This is a genomic window from Mesorhizobium sp. WSM4847, assembly GCF_055811335.1.
In genome coordinates, this window is sequence record NZ_JBVVPY010000008.1 from 96,299 (window position 1) to 115,617 (window position 19,319).

Sequence of the window (19,319 nt, forward strand, 5' to 3'; positions counted from 1 at the left end):
TTGGACCCAAGGCCCGCCCTCGGGCCTGACCCGCGCGGCCGATTGATATCGGGAGGATGGGAAAATGAGCGATCCGAGCGTCGAGCGACGGTTCGGTCGTCATCGCAGGATCGCGCCGTTCGAGCCGGGCGAAGCAGGCTCGATCGATGCGTTGCGCCTGAAGTCGCGGCAGAAGGCCGCTGAACTCAACCAGCATGTGCTCGGCTACGGCGCACTGGCGGAAGCCGAGTGGCACGCCGCCGGCATTGCTGCTCCCGACCTGCCCGCCATGCGCCAATACCGGCTCGACCGCATCCGCGCCGAGCTGAAGCGCCGCGGCTATGCGGGAGCCTTGCTCTACGATCCGATCAACATCCGCTATGCGACCGACTCGACCAATATGCAGCTCTGGGTCGCGCACAATCCGACAAGACATTGTTTCGTTGCCACCGAAGGTCCGGTGGTGCTGTTCGACTATTTTTCCTGCGAGCACCTTTCCGACCACTCCGGCGTCGTCGACGAGGTTCGGCCGGCAGTGTCGTGGATGTATCTCTACAGCGGCGACCTCACCGAGCAAAAAGTCCGCCGCTGGGCCGCCGGGATTGCCGATCTGGTCAAGCAGCATGGCGGCGGTGTCAGTCGCATCGCCGTCGATCACATCAATCCCGAGGGCGTCGAAGCGCTCGCCCGCCTCGGCATCTCGATCGCCAATGGCGAAGCGCTGATGGAAAACGCACGCCTGATCAAATCGCCCGACGAAATCCTGGCCATGCGCCGGTCGATCGTCGCCTGCGAGGCGGCGATGGGCGAGATGGAAGCAGCTTTGAGGCCAGGGATTTCCGAAAACGAATTGTGGGCCGAACTCCATCGCGGCAACATTGCGCGTGGCGGCGAATGGGTCGAAACCCGGCTCTTGACGTCCGGCCCGCGCACCAATCCCTGGTTCCAGGAATGCTCGTCGCGAACGATCGCAGCCGGCGACCTCGTCGCTTTCGATACCGATTTGATCGGCCCTTACGGTTTCTGCGCCGACCTGTCGCGCACCTGGCTCTGCGGCGACACCGAGCCGTCCAACGAGCAACGCGAGCTGTTTCGCATCGCCGCCGACCAGATCGCCCACAACATCGGCCTGATGCAGCCGGGCACATCGTTCCGCGATCTTGTCGAACGCTCGGCGGTGCCGCCCGGAGATTGTTTCCCGACGCGTTACGGCGTGCTCTATCACGGTGTCGGCCTGGCCGACGAATACCCGACGCTGCCGCATTCCATCGACTGGACCGAAGACACGCCCGACGGCGTGCTTGTGTCGGGCATGGTGCTTTGCGTCGAGAGCTATATCGGCCGGCTTGGCGGACGCGAGGGCGTCAAGATCGAAGAGCAGATCCTGATCACCGAAACCGGCAACGAGCAGCTTTCGACCTATCCGCTCGACGAGCGGCTGCTCGGCGACTGATTTTTATGCGGTCGCCGCGACCGCCTCGCGCAGCGCCTCCACGATCTTTTCCGGTGTCGTTCTGGCAGTGATGAACGGCAGGCCCTTGCGCCGCCTTGTCCAGCCGACGACTGTGACCGCTTCCGCTGCCGGCTCGAAGCGCCGCGCATTGGCCCAGCTCTGGCAGTCGATGGCCGCGACATCGGCCTTGCCCTCGGCAATGGCGACGATCGAGGCGCGGTGGCCACCGCTTTCGCTGCGCTCGGAGAAGATGTCCAGGCTTTCGCCCAGCGCCTCCAGGTCACGCGTCGGCGCGATAATGCCCGACATGGAATCGAGGCTGTTGAAGGTAAAATGCTTGCCACGCAGGACATCGAGCGGGATGAGCGGGCTGCCGTCGGACGGTGAGCCAACCGTTGGCGCTTCACCTGCACGCATCACCAGCGCGCTCGAATAAAATTCACCCTGCCCGCCCTCGAACGCGTCGTAACGCGGCTGGCCGACCAGTTGAACATGCGTCGCCAGCCCGAGTTCCATCGGGCCCCAGCAGGTCTGTGCGAACAGCAGCGCCGGATGCAGCCAGAGGCCGAAAAAATCCAACTCGTCCGGCGGCAGCGTCGCCGGATCGGGCGCCATGACCTTTCCGGCGGCGTCGCGGATGCCGCCTTCCACAGGCCGCAGATCGGCATTGACGCGAGCGACGGTCTGCGGCGCGTCAATGCCTTTTTGCCGGAAGGCATCGCGCAGCCGCGCCCATTGGGCGTCGACCTCGCTCCGCATTTCAGACCAGTCGTACATCGGCAAGCCGGCAACGAAATCGCTCATGCCGGGACTTTGATCGTTACGCTGAGAAAAATTGACGAGGCCATTGACGCGCACCTGAGCATCGCTGCCGGCAATACCCAAAAATTCATTCTTTCGGCGGCTCGGCCGGTACCGGCGCACTGCCAAGCCCATTGAGGCTGCGCGCCCTGACGCGCGGCTTGAACGCCCGGCCCGGTTCCGGCGTGCGCCGCAGCACCGGGTGGACGATCGGCTCCTTGGCCTTGAAGGCATATGCCCTGAGCAGCGCGAAATAGTTCGGATAGGCATAGCCATTGTTCATTCGCAGCCACTCGTCACGGCGCTCGCGAAACAGCTTCGGCAGCCGGTACCAGGCCACCGTCGGGCTCTTGTGATGAACGAAATGCAGATTGTTGTTGAGGAACAGGAACGACAGCGGCGAACGCTCGACGATCACCGTACGGCCTTCCGGATGCTCCGACCACTGATGCTCGGCGAAGGTGCGGATCGAGATCAGCGACTGGCCCAGCCACACCGGCACCAGGATGTAGAGCCATAGCGGGATGCCGAAGCCCAACTGCACGACCGACAGCACCACGGCGAGGCCGATGGCGTGCAGCAGCCATGCCTTGCGGATCACCTTGTCGCCGGCAAGCATCTGCCTGGCATCGTCGATGAAGAAGCCGGTGCACGACAGCCACGGGCCGAGAATGAGCCGGCCGATCATGGTGTTGTTGATCGTCAGCAGGAACTTCATCGTCGGCGGCAATTCGTTATGGTGCCATAGCGCCTTGTAGTAGCTTTCAGGATCGTCAAGCGGATCGGTCAGCCGTTCGTCGGCATGATGGCGCAGATGAATGGTCTTGAACCGCCGGAACGGCCAGACGAGACCAATCGGCAGGAAGACGAAAGCTTCGTTGATCTGCGCATTGCGGGTCGGATGGCCGTGCAGGACTTCATGCGCCAGCGAGGATTGCAGCGCCGCCATCAAGGCCAGGACGACGAGCGCCAGCAGCGGATAGGACGGCCACAGGAACAGGCCGGCTGCAAGCCAGGTGCCGTAGCAGAAAAACGCGAGGAAGACCGTCGGCCATTCGATGGCCGGTGCATTGCGCCGCCTGTTATTCCTGCTTGTCATGGATCGACCACTGCCCTTCCAGTCGCCGGAACCGTTTTGATTCCTGACAGCATTGTGTCAGGAGCGTCGTGATGCTGCAACGCGACAAAGCGCACAAGATGTTGCGATTGCGCATTTTCAGCTGCATGTGTTATCTATTGTAAACAGGCTTGAGGATTCATTTACGCCCAAAGTGCCAGGTCGGCGGGTTCGGCGAATTTTTTTTCTCCCAATGGCCGGAATGACGATATGGACAAACGCGACCTGTCAACGGTGTTTCGGGAGCGCCTGAAAATGCTCCTGACACGATCCGATCTGAACCAGTCCGCTTTCGCGACTGCGGTGGGCATCGACCGCTCGGCGCTTTCGCAGCTGCTGTCCGGCGCCTCGACACGCCTTCCCCGCGCCGAAACGCTGCTCAACATCGCCGCCGAATTCAAAGTGTCGCTCGACTGGCTGCTCGGCCTAAGCCAGGACGAAGGCCTCACCGGTGAAATCCGCGAGAGCCTGGAGATCGAGGAAGCGCCTGACGGCTTCGACCGCACGCTGCTGGCCAGATGGCATGCCGAGGCCGCGGGCACGAAAATCCGTTACGTGCCGGCCGGCATTCCCGATCTTCTGCGCACCGAAGCGCTCGTCGACTACGAGGCCGGTATCGCCAACAAGAGCCGTGAGGCCCAGGCCGGCGAGACGCAGTACCGCATCGACTACAACCGGCGGCCGGAAACCGACATGGAAGTCTGCATGCCGCGCCATACGCTGGAGATCTTTGCGCGCGGCCTGGGCGTCTGGGACCGTTTCCCTGAGGCCGCCCGCCACCAGCAGCTTCTTCATATGGCGACGCTGCTCGACGACCTTTATCCCACCTTCCGCCTGTTTCTCTATGACGGACGGATGCGGTATTCGATCCCCTACACCATCTTCGGGCCTTATCGCGCCGCCATCTATGTCGGCGACATGTATCTGGTGCTGAACGCGACCCAGCCGGTCCGCAAGCTGACCAGCCATTTCGACAATCTGATCCGCGCCGCCGACATCAATGCGCACGAAGCAGCCAGCTTCACCCAAAGGCTGGCGGAAATGCGATTTTGACGGCTTGCTTCCTGCACCGACATTGACGTCATATAAAGATTTCTTTATATCCCGACAAAGAATCCCGGAAGGCGTGATTTCCAATGACCAATCCAATCGACGCTTTGCTTGCCGAAAAGGGCGTTCTGCTCGCCGATGGCGCCACCGGCACCAATCTGTTCGCCATGGGGCTGGAGGCCGGCGAGGCTCCAGAGTTGCTGAACGAGACGGCGCCGGACACCATCACCAGTCTGCACCAGAACTTCGTCGATGCCGGCGCCGACATCATCCTGACCAACTCCTTCGGCGGCACCCGCCACCGGCTGAAGCTGCACCATGCGCAGGACCGGGTTTACGCGCTGAACAAGCGCGCCGCCGAGATCGCCCGCGCCGTCGCCGATAAGGCCGGCCGCAAGGTCATCGTCGCCGGCTCGGTCGGCCCGACCGGCGAGCTGCTGGTGCCGCTCGGCTCCATGACCTATGACGAGGCGGTCGACGCCTTTGCCGAACAGATAGAGGGCCTGAAGGCCGGCGGCGCCGAAGTCGCCTGGATCGAGACCATGTCGGCGCCGGACGAAATCCGTGCCGCAGCCGAAGCCGCGATCCGCGTCGGCCTGCCCTATACCTATACCGGCTCCTTCGACACCGCCGGCCGCACAATGATGGGGCTGTTGCCGAAGGACATCCACGGCGTCGCCGATGGCTTGTCGCAGGCGCCGCTCGGTGTCGGCGCCAATTGCGGCGTCGGCGCCTCCGACATCCTCGCTTCACTGCTCGACATGACCGAGGCGAAGCCGGAGGCGACGGTGATCGTCAAGGGCAATTGCGGCATTCCGGAATTTCGCGGCGCCGAAATCCACTATTCCGGCACGCCCGAGCTGATGGCCGACTATGTCAGGCTGGCCGTCGATGCCGGCGCAAAGATCGTCGGCGGCTGCTGCGGCACCTCGTTCGCCCACCTCGCCGCCATGCGCAAGGCACTCGATGCGCACACAAGGTCGGGTCGCCCGACCGTCGAAAAAATCGTCGAGCGCATCGGCCCGATGCGCAACAAGCAGGCGACGGTCAACACCGTCGAGACCAGCGAAGCCCGCCGCGAGCGCCGGCGCAGCCGCGCCTGACGCAATTGAAAAGGCCGGCAAGGTTTCCCTGCCGGCCTCCCTCACCGCCCATCGGTGGTTTTCCGTATCAGAACGATCCCATCTGAGGAAAACCGGCCGTCACACCCACTACCGGTTACCGCCGAGCGCCGAGGCAAGGCGCACCAGCGAGAGGAACTCGGACCGGTACCCGAACGGGTCGGCTCCACGGGCGGCAGTGGCAATCTCGATGATCTTGTCGTAGCCGAACTTCGCGGTCGCATCCTCGTCGCGCAGCTTCTGGCCAAAAGCTGCGACGGCAACGGAGAATCGCTGGTCGATGCTGGCCTGGTCGAAACCAGCCACTTCGTTGGCCGATGTCACCGGCGTGGTGATCAGCTTCGAGGCATCCTCGTTCGGCAACTTGTAGCGGATCTTGACGAAGGCATATTCGTCGGCATTGGCGACGCCGCCATTGTTCACTGCAGCCTGGCCGTAGCGCAGCGGATCGATCTTCTCGCCGCCACTGTCCTTCGGCGTGATCTCGTAGATCGCGGTAACCGAATGCCCCGAACCGATCTCGCCGGCATCGACACGGTCGTTGTTGAAATCCTCGCGGTTCAATGCGCGGGTCTCATAGCCAATCAGCCGGTATTCCGAGACTTTTTGCGGGTTGAACTCGACCTGGATCTTCACGTCCTTGGCGATGGTGAACAGCGTCGAGGACGCATCCTCGACCAGCACCTTCTCGGCCTCGGCCAAAGTGTCGATATAGGCGGCGGTGCCGTTGCCGTTCTGGGCGATGGCCTGCATCATCTGATCGTTCAGGTTGCCGCGGCCGAAACCGAACACCGACAGGAACACCCCGGTCTCGCGCTCCTTTTCGATCAACCGCTTCAGATCGTCGTCGTCGGTCTGGCCGACATTGAAGTCGCCGTCCGTCGCCAGCATCACGCGATTGATGCCGTCGTTGACGAAGGATTTCTGCGCCAGCCGATAAGCTTGCCTGATACCCGCCTCGCCGGCCGTGCTGCCGCCGGGCGCCAACGTGTCGATGGCATTGAGGATCTTATCCTTCTCCGAAACCTTCGTCGGCTCCAGGACGGTGCCGGCATCGCCCGCATAGGTGACGATCGAGACGGTGTCGTCGGGCTTCAATTTGTTGACCAGAAGCCGGAAGGCGGACTGCAGGAGCGGCAGCTTGTCCTGCTCGTTCATCGAGCCCGACACGTCGATCAGGAAGACCAGATTGGCCTTGGGCTGCTCGGCTGGCTTGGCGTCGAAACCCTTGATGGCGACATGCATCAGCCTGGTGTGCTGGTTCCACGGCGTCGGCATGACGCTGACCGTCGAGTTGAACGGCGTCGAGGCAACGTCCGGTCCTTTCCAGTCATAGGGGAAGTAGTTGATCATCTCCTCGACGCGGACCGTGTCGGCCTGCGGCACGACACCGTCCCTGAGCGAACGCCGCACGAAGGAATAGGAGGCCGTGTCGACATCCATCGAGAAGGTCGAGACCGGGTCCTCAAGTGCTGCACGCACCGGATTGCTCTTGAAATCCTCGATGCGGTCGCGGTTTTGCTCCGGCAGCATCTGGTCGGCCGGCATGGCCTGCGGCTGTACCATCAGCTTGGATTCGGCGCCTGGCATGCGGCCAGCCTGCGTGGCTCCGTCGGCTTTCGGAGGAGACATGGACATCATCACTCTGCCAGACGGCGCAGTTCCACCATCCCTTGCGAACTCGCCTTTCGTCGCAGGTGCCGGCTCGGGCGCCGCATTGCGGGCCAGAGCGTCCTGCTGCGCCAGGCCGCCGGCAGCCGATTGTGGCTTCGGCGGCGATGCCGGCGCGACAAGCGCCTCGGCTGCGACGCGGTTTTCGGCGTCGGCATCGGCTTTCATCCGCTTGTCGGCCTCGGCTACGGTGAGCGGCCTCACCGGAGCCGGCGCTTTGGCCGCTGGTTTATCGGCCAGCGTTTCAGCGATCTTCTCGTCCCCACCGGAATAGAACGGCTGCTCCTGCAGCATATAGATCGTGGCGTATCCGGCGATCGGCAGGGCGACGAGCCCGGCAATGGCCGGGGTGGCGAAGAGTTTCTTTTGCATGATTTCGCTCCAGAGCTTTTGTGCTCGCTCTGTGAGACGAAGCCCTTTCGCCGTTCCTTGGGCGGCAGGTGAAGTTTTTTCGTCCAGGTCGTAAGCCCGCATGGCGGCCTCGAAGGCACGCGCCTTCGCCGCGGTACCGGGTGCCGGTGCTGCGATGTCGCGCAGCCTGGTGAGTTCGTTGTCGTCGACCATGATCACACTTCCCCGGCTGAAAGCATCAACGCCTTCAACCGTTTCTTCGCTTCATGGATGTGCCAGGAAACCGTCGTCTCCGAGATGCCCATCGCCTCGGAAGCGAGTGCGTGGCTCAGCCCTTCGCCATAGACGAGCAGCACCGCGTCGCGCTGCTTGTCCGGCAGCATCCGCACCGCCGCCCAAAGCGCCTCGGCTGGATCTTCGGGCTCGGCCGGGGCCTCTCCCGAGATCAGCTCGTAAGCCCCGTAGGCTTCGGTCTTGATCGCCTCGCGGACGGTCTTGCGCATCATGTCGCGTGCCGCGTTCAGCGTCATCGTGTAGAGCCAGGTGGTGAACGCGCCGCTGCCATGATAGTCGCGGATCGCCCGGCCGAGCCGGACGCAGACTTCCTGGGCGATATCCTCGGCATCGGCCTTTTTCCCGCACCAGCGATAGGCGGCGCGATAGACGAAGTCATAGTGCCTTTCGAGCAATGTGCCGAAAGCCCCCCTGTCACCGCCCTTCGCACGACCGATCAGTTCGGCGTCGGAGGCTTCGCTTTCATCCAGCATCATCGCCATCATTTGCCTGTTGGACGAAGGCTAATGGCGATTCCTTGGGGATGATGGAATGATTTTTTTGCAGGGCGGTCGGGGTCGCAATTACGGTGTTCAAGTTTCGTGCGGCATTTGGCGATGCTACAGGCCCGCGAACGCGGCCATGTGGAAGGCTTGAACCTGTGGCGGATAGCGATAGGCCGCGCCGTAAGGACAGGCGTTGCGGTCGAGACAACCGCCGGTTCGGCATGGCGCGCCGTTGTGCCCACGCACATGCGCCAGACAGGTCTTGTGCGCAAAACCATCCGCAGAATAGGCATCGACCGGACAGGATTTCAGGCAAGGTTTGTCGACACATGCATCGCAAAGGTGAACCACTTCGCGAGTTTCCCCAAACGCAATCGCGTCCTCGAACAGCAGCGCGCCGCGATAGGCGTGCCAGAGCCCGTATTGCGGATGCATGAGAATGCCGAGGGGCGACGGTTTCAGACCCTCCGCCTGCATCGCCCATTGCTGGAACGGCAGATAAGGCGTGTCGGACGGCGACACGGCGCGCGCGCCGAATTTCTTCGCCACTGCGCCGATCACTTCGCGCGACCATGCATCGAGCGGATCCGCAACAGTTTGCGATTGGCCTTCCCGCCAGCGCAGAAAATGCGGCCACGGCGCGGCGCCCGCCTGCCCCACCAGCAGGACGGATCTGGCGGCAGCGCCGGAGAGACCGGAGGGTGTTTCCTCACCGCCTGCAAAATTGAAGCCGCCGCGCAGGATGAGGCCGTGGGCGGAAAGCGCCGCCGCTATATCTTCGACCATGCTGCGCTCAAGGATCATCCCTTGCTGTCCGGCTCGGAGAAGGCGCTCCGCCAGACTTCCTTGTGGATGATGTTGGCGACTTTAGCCCCGCCTGACTCGGGCTCCTTTCAGGTGAAGGCGTCGGCCATCGACGCCTTCTTGCTGCCGATGAAGTCCTTCAGCCCATCGTCGATGCCCTGATCGAGATGCGGCGCCTCGTAGCTTTCCAGCCAGCGGCGAGCGAGTTCGTTGGCGCGCTGCGGTGCCGACTTTTCGCCTTCGGCCAGCCACTGCTCGTAGGAATTGTTGTCGGCGATGCTGGAACGGTAGAATGCCGTCTGGAAATTGGCCTGGGTGTGGTCACAGCCGAGATAGTGGCTGCCCGGGCCGACCTGGCGGATGGCATCCATCGCCTGGCCGTTCTCCGACAGGTCGACGCCTTCGGAGAACTTCTGCGTCATGCCGAGCTGGTCGATGTCCATCATGAATTTTTCGTAGCAGGAAGCGAGCCCGCCCTCGAGCCAGCCGGCCGAATGCAGCACGAAATTGGTGCCGGCGAGGATCGTCGAGTTCAGCGTGTTGGCGCTCTCATAGGCCGCCTGCGCGTCCGGGATTTTCGAGGCGCACAGCGAGCCGCCGGTGCGGAACGGCAGGCCAAGCCGGCGCGCGAGCTGCGCTGCGCCATAGGAAACCAGTGACGGCTCCGGCGTGCCGAAGGTCGGCGCGCCCGACTGCATCGAGATCGACGAGGCGAAGGTGCCGAACAGCACCGGTGCGCCCGGCCGGATCAGCTGCGTGAACGACGCGCCAGCCAGCACTTCGGCCAGGACCTGGGTCAGCGTGCCGGCGACCGTCACCGGGCTCATCGCGCCGGCGAGGATGAACGGCGTGACGATACAGGCCTGGTTGTGGCGCGAATAGACTTTCAGCGCCCCCAGCATGGTCTCGTCGAACACCATCGGCGAATTGGCGTTGATCAGGCTGGTCAGCACCGTGTTGTTCTCGACGAAATCGTCGCCGAACACGATCTTGGCCATCGCCACCGTGTCTTCGGCGCGCTCCGGCGCGGTGACCGAGCCCATGAACGGCTTGTCCGAATATTTGATGTGGCTGTAGATCATGTCGAGATGGCGCTTGTTGACCGGCACGTCGACCGGCTCGCACACCGTGCCGCCCGAATGGTGGATCGACGGCGCCATATAGGCGAGCTTCACGAAATTCCGGAAATCCTCGATCGTCGCATAGCGCCTGACGCCGTCGAGGTCGCGCACGAAGGGCGGGCCGTAGACCGGTGCGAAGACCGTGGCGTTGCCGCCGATCTGCACCGAACGTTCGGCGTTGCGGGCATGCTGGGTATAGACGGACGGCGCCGTCTTCAGAAGTGAGCGGCAGAGCCCCTTGGGAAAGTGCACGCGCTCGCCTTTGACGTCGGCGCCGGCCTCTTTCCACAGCTGCAGCGCCTCGGCGTCGTCGCGAAAGATGATGCCGATCTCTTCGAGCACCGTGTCGGTGTTCTTCTCGATCAGCGTCAGCCCTTCCTCGTCCAGCACCTCATAGACGTTGATCTTGCGCTTGATGTAGGTGAGTTGGGTGCCGGGGCCGCCACCCGACCGCGCCGCCCGCCGGGCAGCGGCACCACCACTGGCGGCGCGCCCGCGCCGCGCGTTTGACGCTTCCTGGTCGACCGGCGCGTTCTCACTCATGATCGTTCTTCCCTGACTTTTGTTCTGGCACAATTATTATGGCCGCATATCGCGGCTTCTGGCCGGATCGTAATCATGCACCCTATTCGAAACGGCCCGCCAGCGCCAACGCCTGTCGCAAAATCGACAAGAATTCCAATAGATTTGCAGTCGCTTTCCTTTTGCGGGAAGTCGCAAATCAGCTATGGACGCAAGCCTGTAGCGGGTTAGGTATTGACGTGATATTTGAGGCCCCGCAATTGCATCTGTGCGGCAAGGAGCTGGATTAAAAATGGCCGACGACGAGATCATCCTTTCCGAGCTTTCCGACGACGAACTCGTCCAGCAGATGCACGATGACCTTTATGACGGGCTGAAGGAAGAGATCGAGGAAGGCACCAACATCCTGCTCGAGCGCGGCTGGGCGCCTTACAAGGTGCTGACCGAGGCACTGGTCGAAGGCATGCGCATCGTCGGCGAGGATTTCCGCGACGGCATCCTGTTCGTGCCGGAAGTGCTGTTGTCGGCCAACGCGATGAAGGCGGGCATGTTCATCCTGCGTCCGCTGCTTGTCGCCACCGGCGCGCCGAAGCAGGGCAAGATGGTGATCGGCACCGTCAAGGGCGACATCCACGACATCGGCAAGAACCTTGTCGGCATGATGATGGAGGGCGCCGGCTTCGACGTCATCGACCTCGGCATCAACAATGCGGTGGAAAAATATCTCGACGCCATCGAACAGCACCAGCCCGACATCATCGGCATGTCGGCGCTGCTGACGACGACCATGCCCTACATGAAGGTCGTGATCGACACGATGAAGGAAAAGGGCATCCGCGACGACTACGTCGTGCTGGTCGGCGGTGCCCCGCTCAACGAGGAATTCGGCAAGGCCGTCGGCGCCGACGCCTATTGCCGCGACGCAGCCGTGGCAGTCGAGACCGCCAAGGATTTTATGAAGCGCAAGCACAACGTCCGCGCTTCGGCCTGAACTGACGAGGAGAACACAAGAGCATAAGTACGAAGCCCGTACTTATGCTCTTGCAGACGAGGCGCCGCGTAGCGCCGGCATGTCAAGACTTCAACAAGCAACAGCGACCCGCGTAACGGCTTGAAGTGCCTATTCAGACTCTTTCGCCTCTTCCTTTTTCAGGATCGGCGTGTCGGCGGTTGTATTCGCGACGCTTGCGACTGTGGTTTGCTGATCTACGCTTGCAGCTTTGGTTTGCTGATCTACGGAAGCCGTCGTTTTGTTGTGGCCGACACATTCCGCTGCGGCGCCGGATACCGATAGGCCCAGAGCGGCGACAACCAAGAGAGCGGTCTTCATTCTATGCTCCTAGCTTCGTTGTTGAGGTACAGGGAAAGACTACCGGCATGTCCCGCATTGGAAAAGTCAACTTTTTGTGCCTGCCGTGACGATAGGGAATTGCGGAGAGGTGGACACCCAAGCCTGCGCTTCGGCCCATCTCCGCGAACTCGCATGGACAACAGAACGAACCACGCCTTGCGGCGCGGCTTTGTTGCTCCCATATATTACAAGGGCTTAACGCGCATCGCTTGAAGTTCCTCGACAGCGGTGCGCCTTGTTGATATCCGCGGGATCAGGGATTTTGGACCGTATCCTCGACCGCGTTGGCTGTCGATTTGACATCCCTGCCGACACCGCGGACGGTGTTGGCGCAGGCCGAAAGAGCCAGGGCGCAAGCGAGGATGGCGATCGGCGCAATGCGTAGCGGTTTCATGAATGGTATCTCCCTCAACAGATAGATTCGTGGGATAGCAACGAAAATCGGTTAGACTGGTTCCATGAGCATTGCGCGAAAACTACAACCCGATCAAGGTGACAGGCTGCTTGTCATCGCCTGCGGGATGATTGCGCGCGAAGTTCTGGCCGTTAAGGAGCAGCTGGGGCTCGACCATCTCGACCTGACCTGCCTGCCGGCGGAGTTCCATTTCTACCCGGACCGCATCGCGCCGGCCATGGACAAGGCAATCGAGAAGGCCAAGGCGGACGGCTACACCAATATTTTCGTCGGCTATGCCGATTGCGGCACCGGCGGCCTGCTCGACCGCGTCTGCGAGAAGCATGGGGTCGAGCGCATGGCCGGTCCGCATTGCTTTGCCTTCTACCAGGGCATGGAAGCCTATGCGAAAATCGCCGACGACGACATGATGTCGTTCTACATGACCGATTTCCTGTGCCGGCAGTTCGATGCCTTCTTCATGAAGCCGCTCGGCCTCGATCGGCATCCGGAGCTCATCAAGGACTATTTCGGCAATTACCAGAAGCTGGTCTACATCGCCCAGACTGACGATCCGGAACTCGACAAGGTAGCGGAGAAGGCCGCGGAAATGCTCGGCCTCGCCTATGAGCGCCGCTCGACCGGCTATGGCGACCTGACGAAGGAGCTGGCCAGCGCCGCCGGACACGGCTGACCGTTCAGGCCGCTCCTTCTTCCGCTGCTAGCCCGGCGAGCACAGCGGCAAAGCTCGTCTTGCAGACGAAGCCCAGCCTGTCCCGCGCCCGCGAGGCGTCATAGACACGGTCGATCGAGGGAAACATCGTCCAGCCCTTTCGCGCGTAGAGCGCCGGAAATTCCGGAAAATAGCGGGCGACGACGGGCGGCGCGTCAGCGATCAATGCCTCGCAATCATCAGGCCGGAACGGCGTGGGCGCCGAGACGATGAAGATATCGAAGCCCAGTCGCGGCGCCTTCTCCAGCGCCGCGACATGGGCCTCGGCCGCATCTTCCACGGTCAGTCGGCGGAACAACAGCTCATTGGCCTTGGTGTTGGCGTCCGACTGCTCGATCGCATGCGCCATGTCGTCTGCCTCGGGAAAGAACCGGGCGGTGCGCAGCACGATCACCGGCAGTCCGGACTGGATGTGATAGAGGCGGCAAAGATGTTCGGCCGAAAGCTTGGTTACGCCGTAGATGTTGCGCGGCTCGGGCGCCATGTCTTCCGTCAGCCAGGCGGCCTTGCGCGCACCGCCGGTGAGGCCGGCGCGTATGGCTTTCGAGATCATCAGCGAGGTCGTCGACGTGAAGACGAAGCGCTGAACGCCTGATAACACCGCCGCGTCGAGCAGGTTCAGGGTGCCGCGCACATTCGTCTCGATGAAATCCTCATTACGTTGGTGTTCGATGTCAGGCTTGTGCAGCGCGCCGCTGTGGACGATCGCCTCGATGCGGTTTTCCCCGACCGTCCGCATCACCAGATCACGGTCGGCGACCGAGCCGATCATTTGCGTTTGCGCCGACGGGACCGGATCCAGCCCGATGACGTCATGGCCAAGGGCCCGCAGGCGCGGCGCGAGCGCGCTGCCCAGCCAGCCTGACGACCCCGTAAGCAAGATCCGCATCGGCAAAACCACGAGTTTTAAGCTGACCGCTGTTAAGCACGGATGACAGGCCGCCGCGAACCGGTAAGTTGGATGCCAAACGAGAAAACACGCTGTTCCAGCCGTCGACCGGGAAACGCACCGATGATCGCTCGCCTCCTGATTGCCGCAGGCGTTTTCTGCTTCGCCCTGCCCGCGCTCGCCGATGGCGAGGTGCAGAAGCTGATCACGCCCGCCGACAAGGTGCGGCTCGACAAATATGACGAGACGCGCAAGGCAGCCCTTGATGAAGCCAGGGCCGGCGACGACGCCGAGGTCAAGCAGCTCGACGCCTTGCTGGCAAAGCCGCTGGTCGCGTTTTCCGGCAAGGACCTGGCCGGCAGCTGGCAGTGCCGCACCATCAAGGCCGGCGGACTGAGCCCGCTCGTCATCTATGGCTGGTTCAAGTGCAAGGTGAGCGACGATGGTTCGGGCTGGATGCTGGAAAAACGCACCGGTTCGCAACGCACCAAGGGCCGTTTCTTCGACGACGGCGAAAAGCGCGCGATCTATCTCGGCTCCTTCTTTGTCAACAACGATCCCGCAAAACCCTATGGCAGCGGCCCGCAAAGCGACCAGGTCGGCTATGCCTTTCGCAACAGCGCCAACGAATGGCGCATCGAGTTCCCGGCCCCCTATCACGAATCGAAGCTCGACATCCTTGAGCTCAGGCGCTGAGCCCGCTGTCCTGAGGCCGATCACAGGGTTAACCCGGCGGTCCAAGCGAACCCACGCGCTAGTGGTGAAGTCCTGACGCTTGGTACACACGTAGAAGGACGCGAGACGACCCCTTGCGGACCATCCCTGATGAGAGGTCAAGGGAACGTCGTGACCCTTTCGCGACCTTGGCGCGGGCGTGGTTTAAGGACAGCTGTGGGGATCTGCCGTTCGTTCCAGCGATCTGAAATTCGGCAGGGTTCAAAGACCGGACGGTTGATCCGCCTACCTCGCTAACACGCCGGCCGCTAGAAGCCCGTCGGCCACAACTTCCATGACGTTGCATAGGACCCCAGTTGTGTAAGACTGCCGGACTGTTGCCGAAGGAGCCCTCCGGCGTCTCCACCGCGGAAGTGGGACATGGACATTGAGGAGTGGCTGCGCAGCTTAGGGCTGCAGCAATACGGCACGGCCTTTCGTGAGAACAACGTCGAGGCCGAAGTGCTCCTGCGGCTGACGGCCGAGGATCTCAAGGACATCGGCGTCAGTTCGGTAGGGCACCGCCGGAAGCTTCTGGAGGCTATTGCCGAGCTGCGGGAAAGTTCCTCTGCAATCTCAGCTGAAGGTGTCAAAGCCTTGACTCAAGTCGCCGAACTTGCGTCGGCACCGGCGTCCCCAACCGGTGCCGAGCGGCGGCAACTGACCGTGATGTTCGCTGATCTGGTCGGCTCCACCGCGATTTCGGCTCGGGTCGATCCCGAGGAGATGAGTGAGATCATCCGAGGCTACCAGAATTGTTGCGCAGGCGAGATTACCCGCTTCGAGGGACACATTGCGAAATTCATGGGCGATGGTGTGCTGGCATATTTCGGCTGGCCACGAGCGCATGAAGATGATGCCGAGCGGGCGGTGCGCGCAGGCTTGGCGGTTGCCAGTTCAGTGGCGCAACTGCGGGCGCCGGATGGCAAGCCGCTTGCGGGCCGGGTGGGGATCGCGACGGGTCTCGTGGTGGTCGGTGAGCTTGTCGGCGACAAGGAAGCGCGCGAGCGGGCGGTGGTCGGCGAGACGCCGACCTTGGCCTCGCGACTGCAGGACTTGGCCCGGCCGGGCAGCGTAATTGTCGCCGAGAGCACAAGACATCTGCTGGGCGATCTGTTCGAGTTGGAGGATCTGGGACCACAGGTTCTGAAGGGCTTCGAGACGGCCTTGAAAGCCTATTCCGTCAGAGGCGAGGGCCGGGCCGAAAGCCGCTTCGAGGCATTCCACACCGGCGCGCTGACGAAGCTCGTTGGCCGCGAGCAGGAGCTGGCTCTGCTTCTGGAACGCTGGTCGCGGGCGGAGGAAGGTGAAGGACAGGTGATCCTCCTCTCCGGGGAGCCGGGGATTGGCAAGTCGCGCATTGTGCGCGCCTTGCGCGAGCACTTGGCCAACGAATCGTACATCCCGCTCAGCAATTACTGCTCGCCGTACCACACCAACAGTGCGCTTTATCCGGTGGTCGGACTTTTGGAGCGGGCGGCGCATTTCGACCGTGATGACACCGCCGAGATGAAGCTCGATAAACTTGAAACTCTGCTCGCTCGGGGCGGCGAGCAGGACCGGGAGGCGGCGCAAGTATTGGCCGCTCTGCTTGCGATCCCAACCGAAACACGCTACCCGCCAATCGATCTGCCGCCACAGCGCATCAAGCAACGCACGCTGGAAATCTTGGTCGAGCAGCTCGCCGGCCTAGCCAGGCAGAAGCCTGTGTTGGCCGTATACGAGGATGTGCATTGGATCGACCCTTCGACACTAGAGCTGCTGGGCCTGGTAATTGAGCGGGTCCAGCGTCTCCCGGCACTGGTTCTGATCACCTTCCGGCCGGAATTCAGCCCACCCTGGACCAGCCATGCCCATGTGACCCAGCTCTCGCTTTCTCGTCTCACGCGACGGCACGGCGCAGCCGTGGCTCTCCGCGTCACCGGCGGCAAGGCGCTACCGCGCGAGGTTCTGGACCAGATCATGGCGCGAACTGACGGGGTTCCGCTATTCGTTGAGGAACTGACCAAGACAGTCCTGGAGTCAGGCCTTTTGCGGGACGTCGGCAATCATTTCGAGTTGACCGGAACTCTCCCGCCGCTGGCGATCCCGGCTACACTGCACGACTCGCTAATGGCTCGCCTCGATCACCTGGCGCCGGTCAAGGAGGTGGCGCAGATCGGGGCTGTAATCGGCCGCGAATTCTCGCACGATCTGCTGGCCGCCGTGGCGCCGCACGACGAAGGCAAACTGCAGGACGCTTTGGCCCAGCTCTGCAGGTCCGAGCTGATCTATTGCCGCGGTGCGCCGCCGGAAGCGACCTACAGCTTCAAGCATGCGCTTGTGCAGGATGCGGCGTATTCCAGCCTTCTTAAAACTCGGCGGCAGCAGATGCACGCGCGCATCGCCGCGGCTCTCGAAGAGCGTGTGGCAGCGGGTTCCGAGGCTTTGCCGGAGATCATTGCCCATCACTGCACCGAGGCAGGCCTTATCGAGCGGGCAGTCAGCTACTGGTGGCAAGCCGCGCAATCGGCGATCCAGCGCTCTGCAATTTTGGAGTCGATCGCGCACCTGGAAAATGGGCTAAGACTTGTCCGCACGCTACCTGACACTCAGGAGCGCGTCCGCCTGGAGCTGGATATGCAGGTGGCGTTGGGCACCGCCTTTATGGCGGCCAAAGGTTGGTCGTCGCCGGCCACCGCAGCGGCGTTCGCGCGAGCCGAGGAGTTGTGCGAGCGAGTGGACGACATCACTCTGCGCAGCGTGGCCGATTACGGCCGGTATCTCGTCTACCTCCTGCGTGGTCAACTCGATGCTGCGCTGGCAACGACGACATCGATGCTGCGCAGGGCCGAATGCGACTGCGATCGGGCCACAATCATGATCGCACACCGGTGCGTCGGCATCACGTCGGTGCACCGGGGAGATTTTGATGCCGGACGCAAGCATATGGAGGCGTCGTTGGCGCTGTACGATCCGAACGAGCACGCTGCGCTTGCCTATCGATTCGCCTATGATCCCCGTATCGCAAACCTTTGCTATATCGCCCACGCGCTGCTGCACCTCGGTTATCCCGATCAAGCATTCGAAAAATACACCGAGTTGTTACAGGCTATAAGACACCACCGGCACAGCCCATCCGCGGCGTTCGGCCTGTTCCAATCGGCCCTGTTTTGCACTTATTCGAGAGATCTCGGCGCGTATAAGCGCGACAGCAACTTTGGTGCGGATGAGGCCATTGTCGATGAACTGATCTCAATCAGTACGGAGCACGGTTTCTCACTTTGGCGTACAGCAGGGGTCATTCTCAAGGGTTGGGTTCTGATCCAGGCGGGTGAGTCGGATAGCGGTCTTGCTCAAATGCGTGACGGCATAGTCGAATGGCGTGGGCACGACGCTAAGCTTTTTGTGCCACGCTGGCTGCTCATGCTCGCCAGCGCCCTCAGCAGGCTTGGCAACCCACGCGCGGCACTCGACAGGATCGAGGAAGGGCTCGCATTGATCACCGAGACCAACGAGCGGTGGAACGAGACTGAGTTGCACCTCCGCAAGGGCGAACTGCTCCTGGACTTGAAGGCGGACGAGAAGGCCGAGGCTTCCTTCCTGCACGCGCTTACCGTGGCCCAACATCAACGCGCCAAGCTTTGGGAGCTGCGAGCCGCCACATCTCTTGCCCGACTCTGGGTCCAGGGAAACGAGCGGCAAAGGGCCCACGACCTTCTCGCACCGGTTTGCGGCTGGTTCACAGAGGGCTTCGCGACGCCGGACATCAAGGAAGCGAGGACGTTCCTCGATCTAGTAGAATCCTGATCTGCCGTTTTGGACAATCTGCTGCAGTCAACAATCTCAGGGAGGAGATGATGACGTTCCATTCACTCAGGACACGGGAAAAATTACACCCAGCTCGGATTTCGGCGGCGGTGCTGATCGCAATCACCTTGTCTGCCTTCGCGGTCGCTGCGGCGGAAGCGGCAAATGCAGCGGAAGCGGCAAAGAAATTCTTCGACGCTTACCGCGATCGGAAGGTAGACGCCATGACCACTCTTTTTACCGAGAATGCCACGTTCGTCTACGTGCCTTTCGGTGACTCTGGTTCCGGCAATGTCCTCAAAGATGGCGTGCCGGTCTGGCGGACGCTGATCGATGCTTTCCCTGACCTGCGCAACGAGGTTAGCACAATCTGGGAGGACAAGAGCGGTGACGTTGCCTTCGTGGATGTTCACATCGGCGGAAAGCAGACTAAGGACGCGTTTGGAATCACAAACAAAGGCAAGGAGTATTGGTTGCGCCATCTGTTCATTCTGGAAACTAACGAGGAAGGCCGGATCATCAAGATCACGAGCTTTTGGGACAACGCTACTTGGTACACTCAGCTCGGCAAGACCAGCCTAGAGTGATCGCGAGTCGCGCTCTATTGCGCTCGAATGAGCCACATAACGACCCCGGCCGAAACGGCGCGATTCATCCAACCCCAGGAAGCCGCGCCGGGT

General features: G+C 62.1%; 17 protein-coding genes. 8 read left to right on the forward strand and 9 right to left on the reverse strand.

Annotated elements, in window-relative coordinates:
• Positions 1-64 precede the first annotated feature (64 nt).
• The gene (locus tag AC0L28_RS13755; RefSeq protein ID WP_473478047.1) at positions 65-1,432 is read left to right on the forward strand and encodes a M24 family metallopeptidase; all 1,368 of its coding nucleotides are present in this window, start codon (positions 65-67) and stop codon (positions 1,430-1,432) included.
• A 3-nt stretch (positions 1,433-1,435) separates the two neighbouring features.
• On the opposite strand, the gene AC0L28_RS13760 is transcribed toward AC0L28_RS13755, so the two are convergent.
• Together AC0L28_RS13760 and AC0L28_RS13765 are read right to left on the reverse strand one after the other, a co-directional pair.
• Entirely contained in the window at positions 1,436-2,236 is an 801-nt protein-coding gene (locus tag AC0L28_RS13760) for a phosphate/phosphite/phosphonate ABC transporter substrate-binding protein (RefSeq protein ID WP_473478248.1), read from the reverse strand.
• Positions 2,237-2,321: 85 nt separating this feature from the next.
• Entirely contained in the window at positions 2,322-3,332 is a 1,011-nt protein-coding gene (locus tag AC0L28_RS13765) for a fatty acid desaturase (RefSeq protein WP_473478049.1), read from the reverse strand.
• Positions 3,333-3,560: 228 nt separating this feature from the next.
• Between AC0L28_RS13765 and AC0L28_RS13770 the strand changes: the two genes are divergently transcribed.
• Together AC0L28_RS13770 and bmt are read left to right on the forward strand one after the other, a co-directional pair.
• On the forward strand, positions 3,561-4,403 hold the full coding sequence (locus AC0L28_RS13770) for a helix-turn-helix domain-containing protein (RefSeq protein ID WP_027154489.1): 843 nt from the start codon (positions 3,561-3,563) through the stop codon (positions 4,401-4,403).
• Positions 4,404-4,486: 83 nt separating this feature from the next.
• Positions 4,487-5,503, forward strand: a complete 1,017-nt coding sequence (bmt, locus tag AC0L28_RS13775; protein WP_473478050.1) for a betaine--homocysteine S-methyltransferase — start codon at positions 4,487-4,489, stop codon at positions 5,501-5,503.
• Positions 5,504-5,611: 108 nt separating this feature from the next.
• Here bmt and AC0L28_RS13780 read toward each other — a convergent pair whose 3' ends face one another.
• The 4 genes from AC0L28_RS13780 to AC0L28_RS13795 all read right to left on the reverse strand — a co-directional run bounded on the left by AC0L28_RS13780 (position 5,612) and on the right by AC0L28_RS13795 (position 10,790).
• Entirely contained in the window at positions 5,612-7,756 is a 2,145-nt protein-coding gene (locus AC0L28_RS13780) for a vWA domain-containing protein (protein WP_473478052.1), read from the reverse strand.
• Between the two features lie 2 nt (positions 7,757-7,758).
• Positions 7,759-8,319, reverse strand: a complete 561-nt coding sequence (locus AC0L28_RS13785; RefSeq protein WP_473478054.1) for an RNA polymerase sigma factor — start codon at positions 8,317-8,319, stop codon at positions 7,759-7,761.
• A gap of 117 nt (positions 8,320-8,436) precedes the next feature.
• The gene (locus AC0L28_RS13790) at positions 8,437-9,108 is read right to left on the reverse strand and encodes a 4Fe-4S dicluster domain-containing protein (RefSeq protein ID WP_287180786.1); all 672 of its coding nucleotides are present in this window, start codon (positions 9,106-9,108) and stop codon (positions 8,437-8,439) included.
• A gap of 107 nt (positions 9,109-9,215) precedes the next feature.
• Complete coding sequence (locus tag AC0L28_RS13795) at positions 9,216-10,790, reverse strand: trimethylamine methyltransferase family protein (RefSeq protein ID WP_473478055.1); 1,575 nt, start codon at positions 10,788-10,790, stop codon at positions 9,216-9,218.
• A gap of 271 nt (positions 10,791-11,061) precedes the next feature.
• On the opposite strand from AC0L28_RS13795, the gene AC0L28_RS13800 reads away from it, so the two are divergent.
• The gene (locus tag AC0L28_RS13800; RefSeq protein ID WP_095494578.1) at positions 11,062-11,760 is read left to right on the forward strand and encodes a corrinoid protein; all 699 of its coding nucleotides are present in this window, start codon (positions 11,062-11,064) and stop codon (positions 11,758-11,760) included.
• A 129-nt stretch (positions 11,761-11,889) separates the two neighbouring features.
• Here AC0L28_RS13800 and AC0L28_RS13805 read toward each other — a convergent pair whose 3' ends face one another.
• Complete coding sequence (locus tag AC0L28_RS13805; protein WP_287285310.1) at positions 11,890-12,099, reverse strand: hypothetical protein; 210 nt, start codon at positions 12,097-12,099, stop codon at positions 11,890-11,892.
• Positions 12,100-12,373: 274 nt separating this feature from the next.
• A complete protein-coding gene (locus AC0L28_RS13810; protein WP_036263015.1) occupies positions 12,374-12,514 on the reverse strand; it encodes an entericidin A/B family lipoprotein in 141 nt (46 codons plus the stop codon).
• Between the two features lie 64 nt (positions 12,515-12,578).
• Between AC0L28_RS13810 and AC0L28_RS13815 the strand changes: the two genes are divergently transcribed.
• Positions 12,579-13,208 (forward strand): DUF1638 domain-containing protein, encoded by a 630-nt coding sequence (locus AC0L28_RS13815; protein ID WP_287291045.1) that lies wholly within the window; start codon positions 12,579-12,581, stop codon positions 13,206-13,208.
• A 4-nt stretch (positions 13,209-13,212) separates the two neighbouring features.
• Here the strand turns inward: AC0L28_RS13815 and AC0L28_RS13820 are convergent, their stop codons facing one another.
• Complete coding sequence (locus AC0L28_RS13820) at positions 13,213-14,136, reverse strand: NAD-dependent epimerase/dehydratase family protein (protein WP_287247282.1); 924 nt, start codon at positions 14,134-14,136, stop codon at positions 13,213-13,215.
• 123 nt (positions 14,137-14,259) lie between these two features.
• Here AC0L28_RS13820 and AC0L28_RS13825 point away from each other — a divergent pair, with 123 nt between their 5' ends.
• The 3 genes from AC0L28_RS13825 to AC0L28_RS13835 all read left to right on the forward strand — a co-directional run bounded on the left by AC0L28_RS13825 (position 14,260) and on the right by AC0L28_RS13835 (position 19,226).
• Positions 14,260-14,832, forward strand: coding sequence for a DUF4893 domain-containing protein (locus AC0L28_RS13825; protein ID WP_287285307.1), 573 nt, complete (start codon positions 14,260-14,262; stop codon positions 14,830-14,832).
• Between the two features lie 399 nt (positions 14,833-15,231).
• On the forward strand, positions 15,232-18,639 hold the full coding sequence (locus AC0L28_RS13830; protein WP_287342806.1) for an AAA family ATPase: 3,408 nt from the start codon (positions 15,232-15,234) through the stop codon (positions 18,637-18,639).
• A gap of 50 nt (positions 18,640-18,689) precedes the next feature.
• Positions 18,690-19,226, forward strand: coding sequence for a nuclear transport factor 2 family protein (locus AC0L28_RS13835; protein WP_287342808.1), 537 nt, complete (start codon positions 18,690-18,692; stop codon positions 19,224-19,226).
• The last annotated feature ends 93 nt before the right edge of the window (positions 19,227-19,319 follow it).

Bases quoted from the DNA above. Each gene is read 5' to 3' on its own strand.
- AC0L28_RS13755 (WP_473478047.1), top strand. From the start codon at position 65: ATGAGCGATCCGAGCGTCGAGCGACGGTTCGGTCGTCATCGCAGGATC.
- AC0L28_RS13760 (WP_473478248.1), bottom strand. From the start codon at position 2,236: ATGAGCGATTTCGTTGCCGGCTTGCCGATGTACGACTGGTCTGAAATG.
- AC0L28_RS13765 (WP_473478049.1), bottom strand. From the start codon at position 3,332: ATGACAAGCAGGAATAACAGGCGGCGCAATGCACCGGCCATCGAATGG.
- AC0L28_RS13770 (WP_027154489.1), top strand. From the start codon at position 3,561: ATGGACAAACGCGACCTGTCAACGGTGTTTCGGGAGCGCCTGAAAATG.
- bmt (WP_473478050.1), top strand. From the start codon at position 4,487: ATGACCAATCCAATCGACGCTTTGCTTGCCGAAAAGGGCGTTCTGCTC.
- AC0L28_RS13780 (WP_473478052.1), bottom strand. From the start codon at position 7,756: ATGGTCGACGACAACGAACTCACCAGGCTGCGCGACATCGCAGCACCG.
- AC0L28_RS13785 (WP_473478054.1), bottom strand. From the start codon at position 8,319: ATGGCGATGATGCTGGATGAAAGCGAAGCCTCCGACGCCGAACTGATC.
- AC0L28_RS13790 (WP_287180786.1), bottom strand. From the start codon at position 9,108: ATGGTCGAAGATATAGCGGCGGCGCTTTCCGCCCACGGCCTCATCCTG.
- AC0L28_RS13795 (WP_473478055.1), bottom strand. From the start codon at position 10,790: ATGAGTGAGAACGCGCCGGTCGACCAGGAAGCGTCAAACGCGCGGCGC.
- AC0L28_RS13800 (WP_095494578.1), top strand. From the start codon at position 11,062: ATGGCCGACGACGAGATCATCCTTTCCGAGCTTTCCGACGACGAACTC.
- AC0L28_RS13805 (WP_287285310.1), bottom strand. From the start codon at position 12,099: ATGAAGACCGCTCTCTTGGTTGTCGCCGCTCTGGGCCTATCGGTATCC.
- AC0L28_RS13810 (WP_036263015.1), bottom strand. From the start codon at position 12,514: ATGAAACCGCTACGCATTGCGCCGATCGCCATCCTCGCTTGCGCCCTG.
- AC0L28_RS13815 (WP_287291045.1), top strand. From the start codon at position 12,579: ATGAGCATTGCGCGAAAACTACAACCCGATCAAGGTGACAGGCTGCTT.
- AC0L28_RS13820 (WP_287247282.1), bottom strand. From the start codon at position 14,136: ATGCGGATCTTGCTTACGGGGTCGTCAGGCTGGCTGGGCAGCGCGCTC.
- AC0L28_RS13825 (WP_287285307.1), top strand. From the start codon at position 14,260: ATGATCGCTCGCCTCCTGATTGCCGCAGGCGTTTTCTGCTTCGCCCTG.
- AC0L28_RS13830 (WP_287342806.1), top strand. From the start codon at position 15,232: ATGGACATTGAGGAGTGGCTGCGCAGCTTAGGGCTGCAGCAATACGGC.
- AC0L28_RS13835 (WP_287342808.1), top strand. From the start codon at position 18,690: ATGACGTTCCATTCACTCAGGACACGGGAAAAATTACACCCAGCTCGG.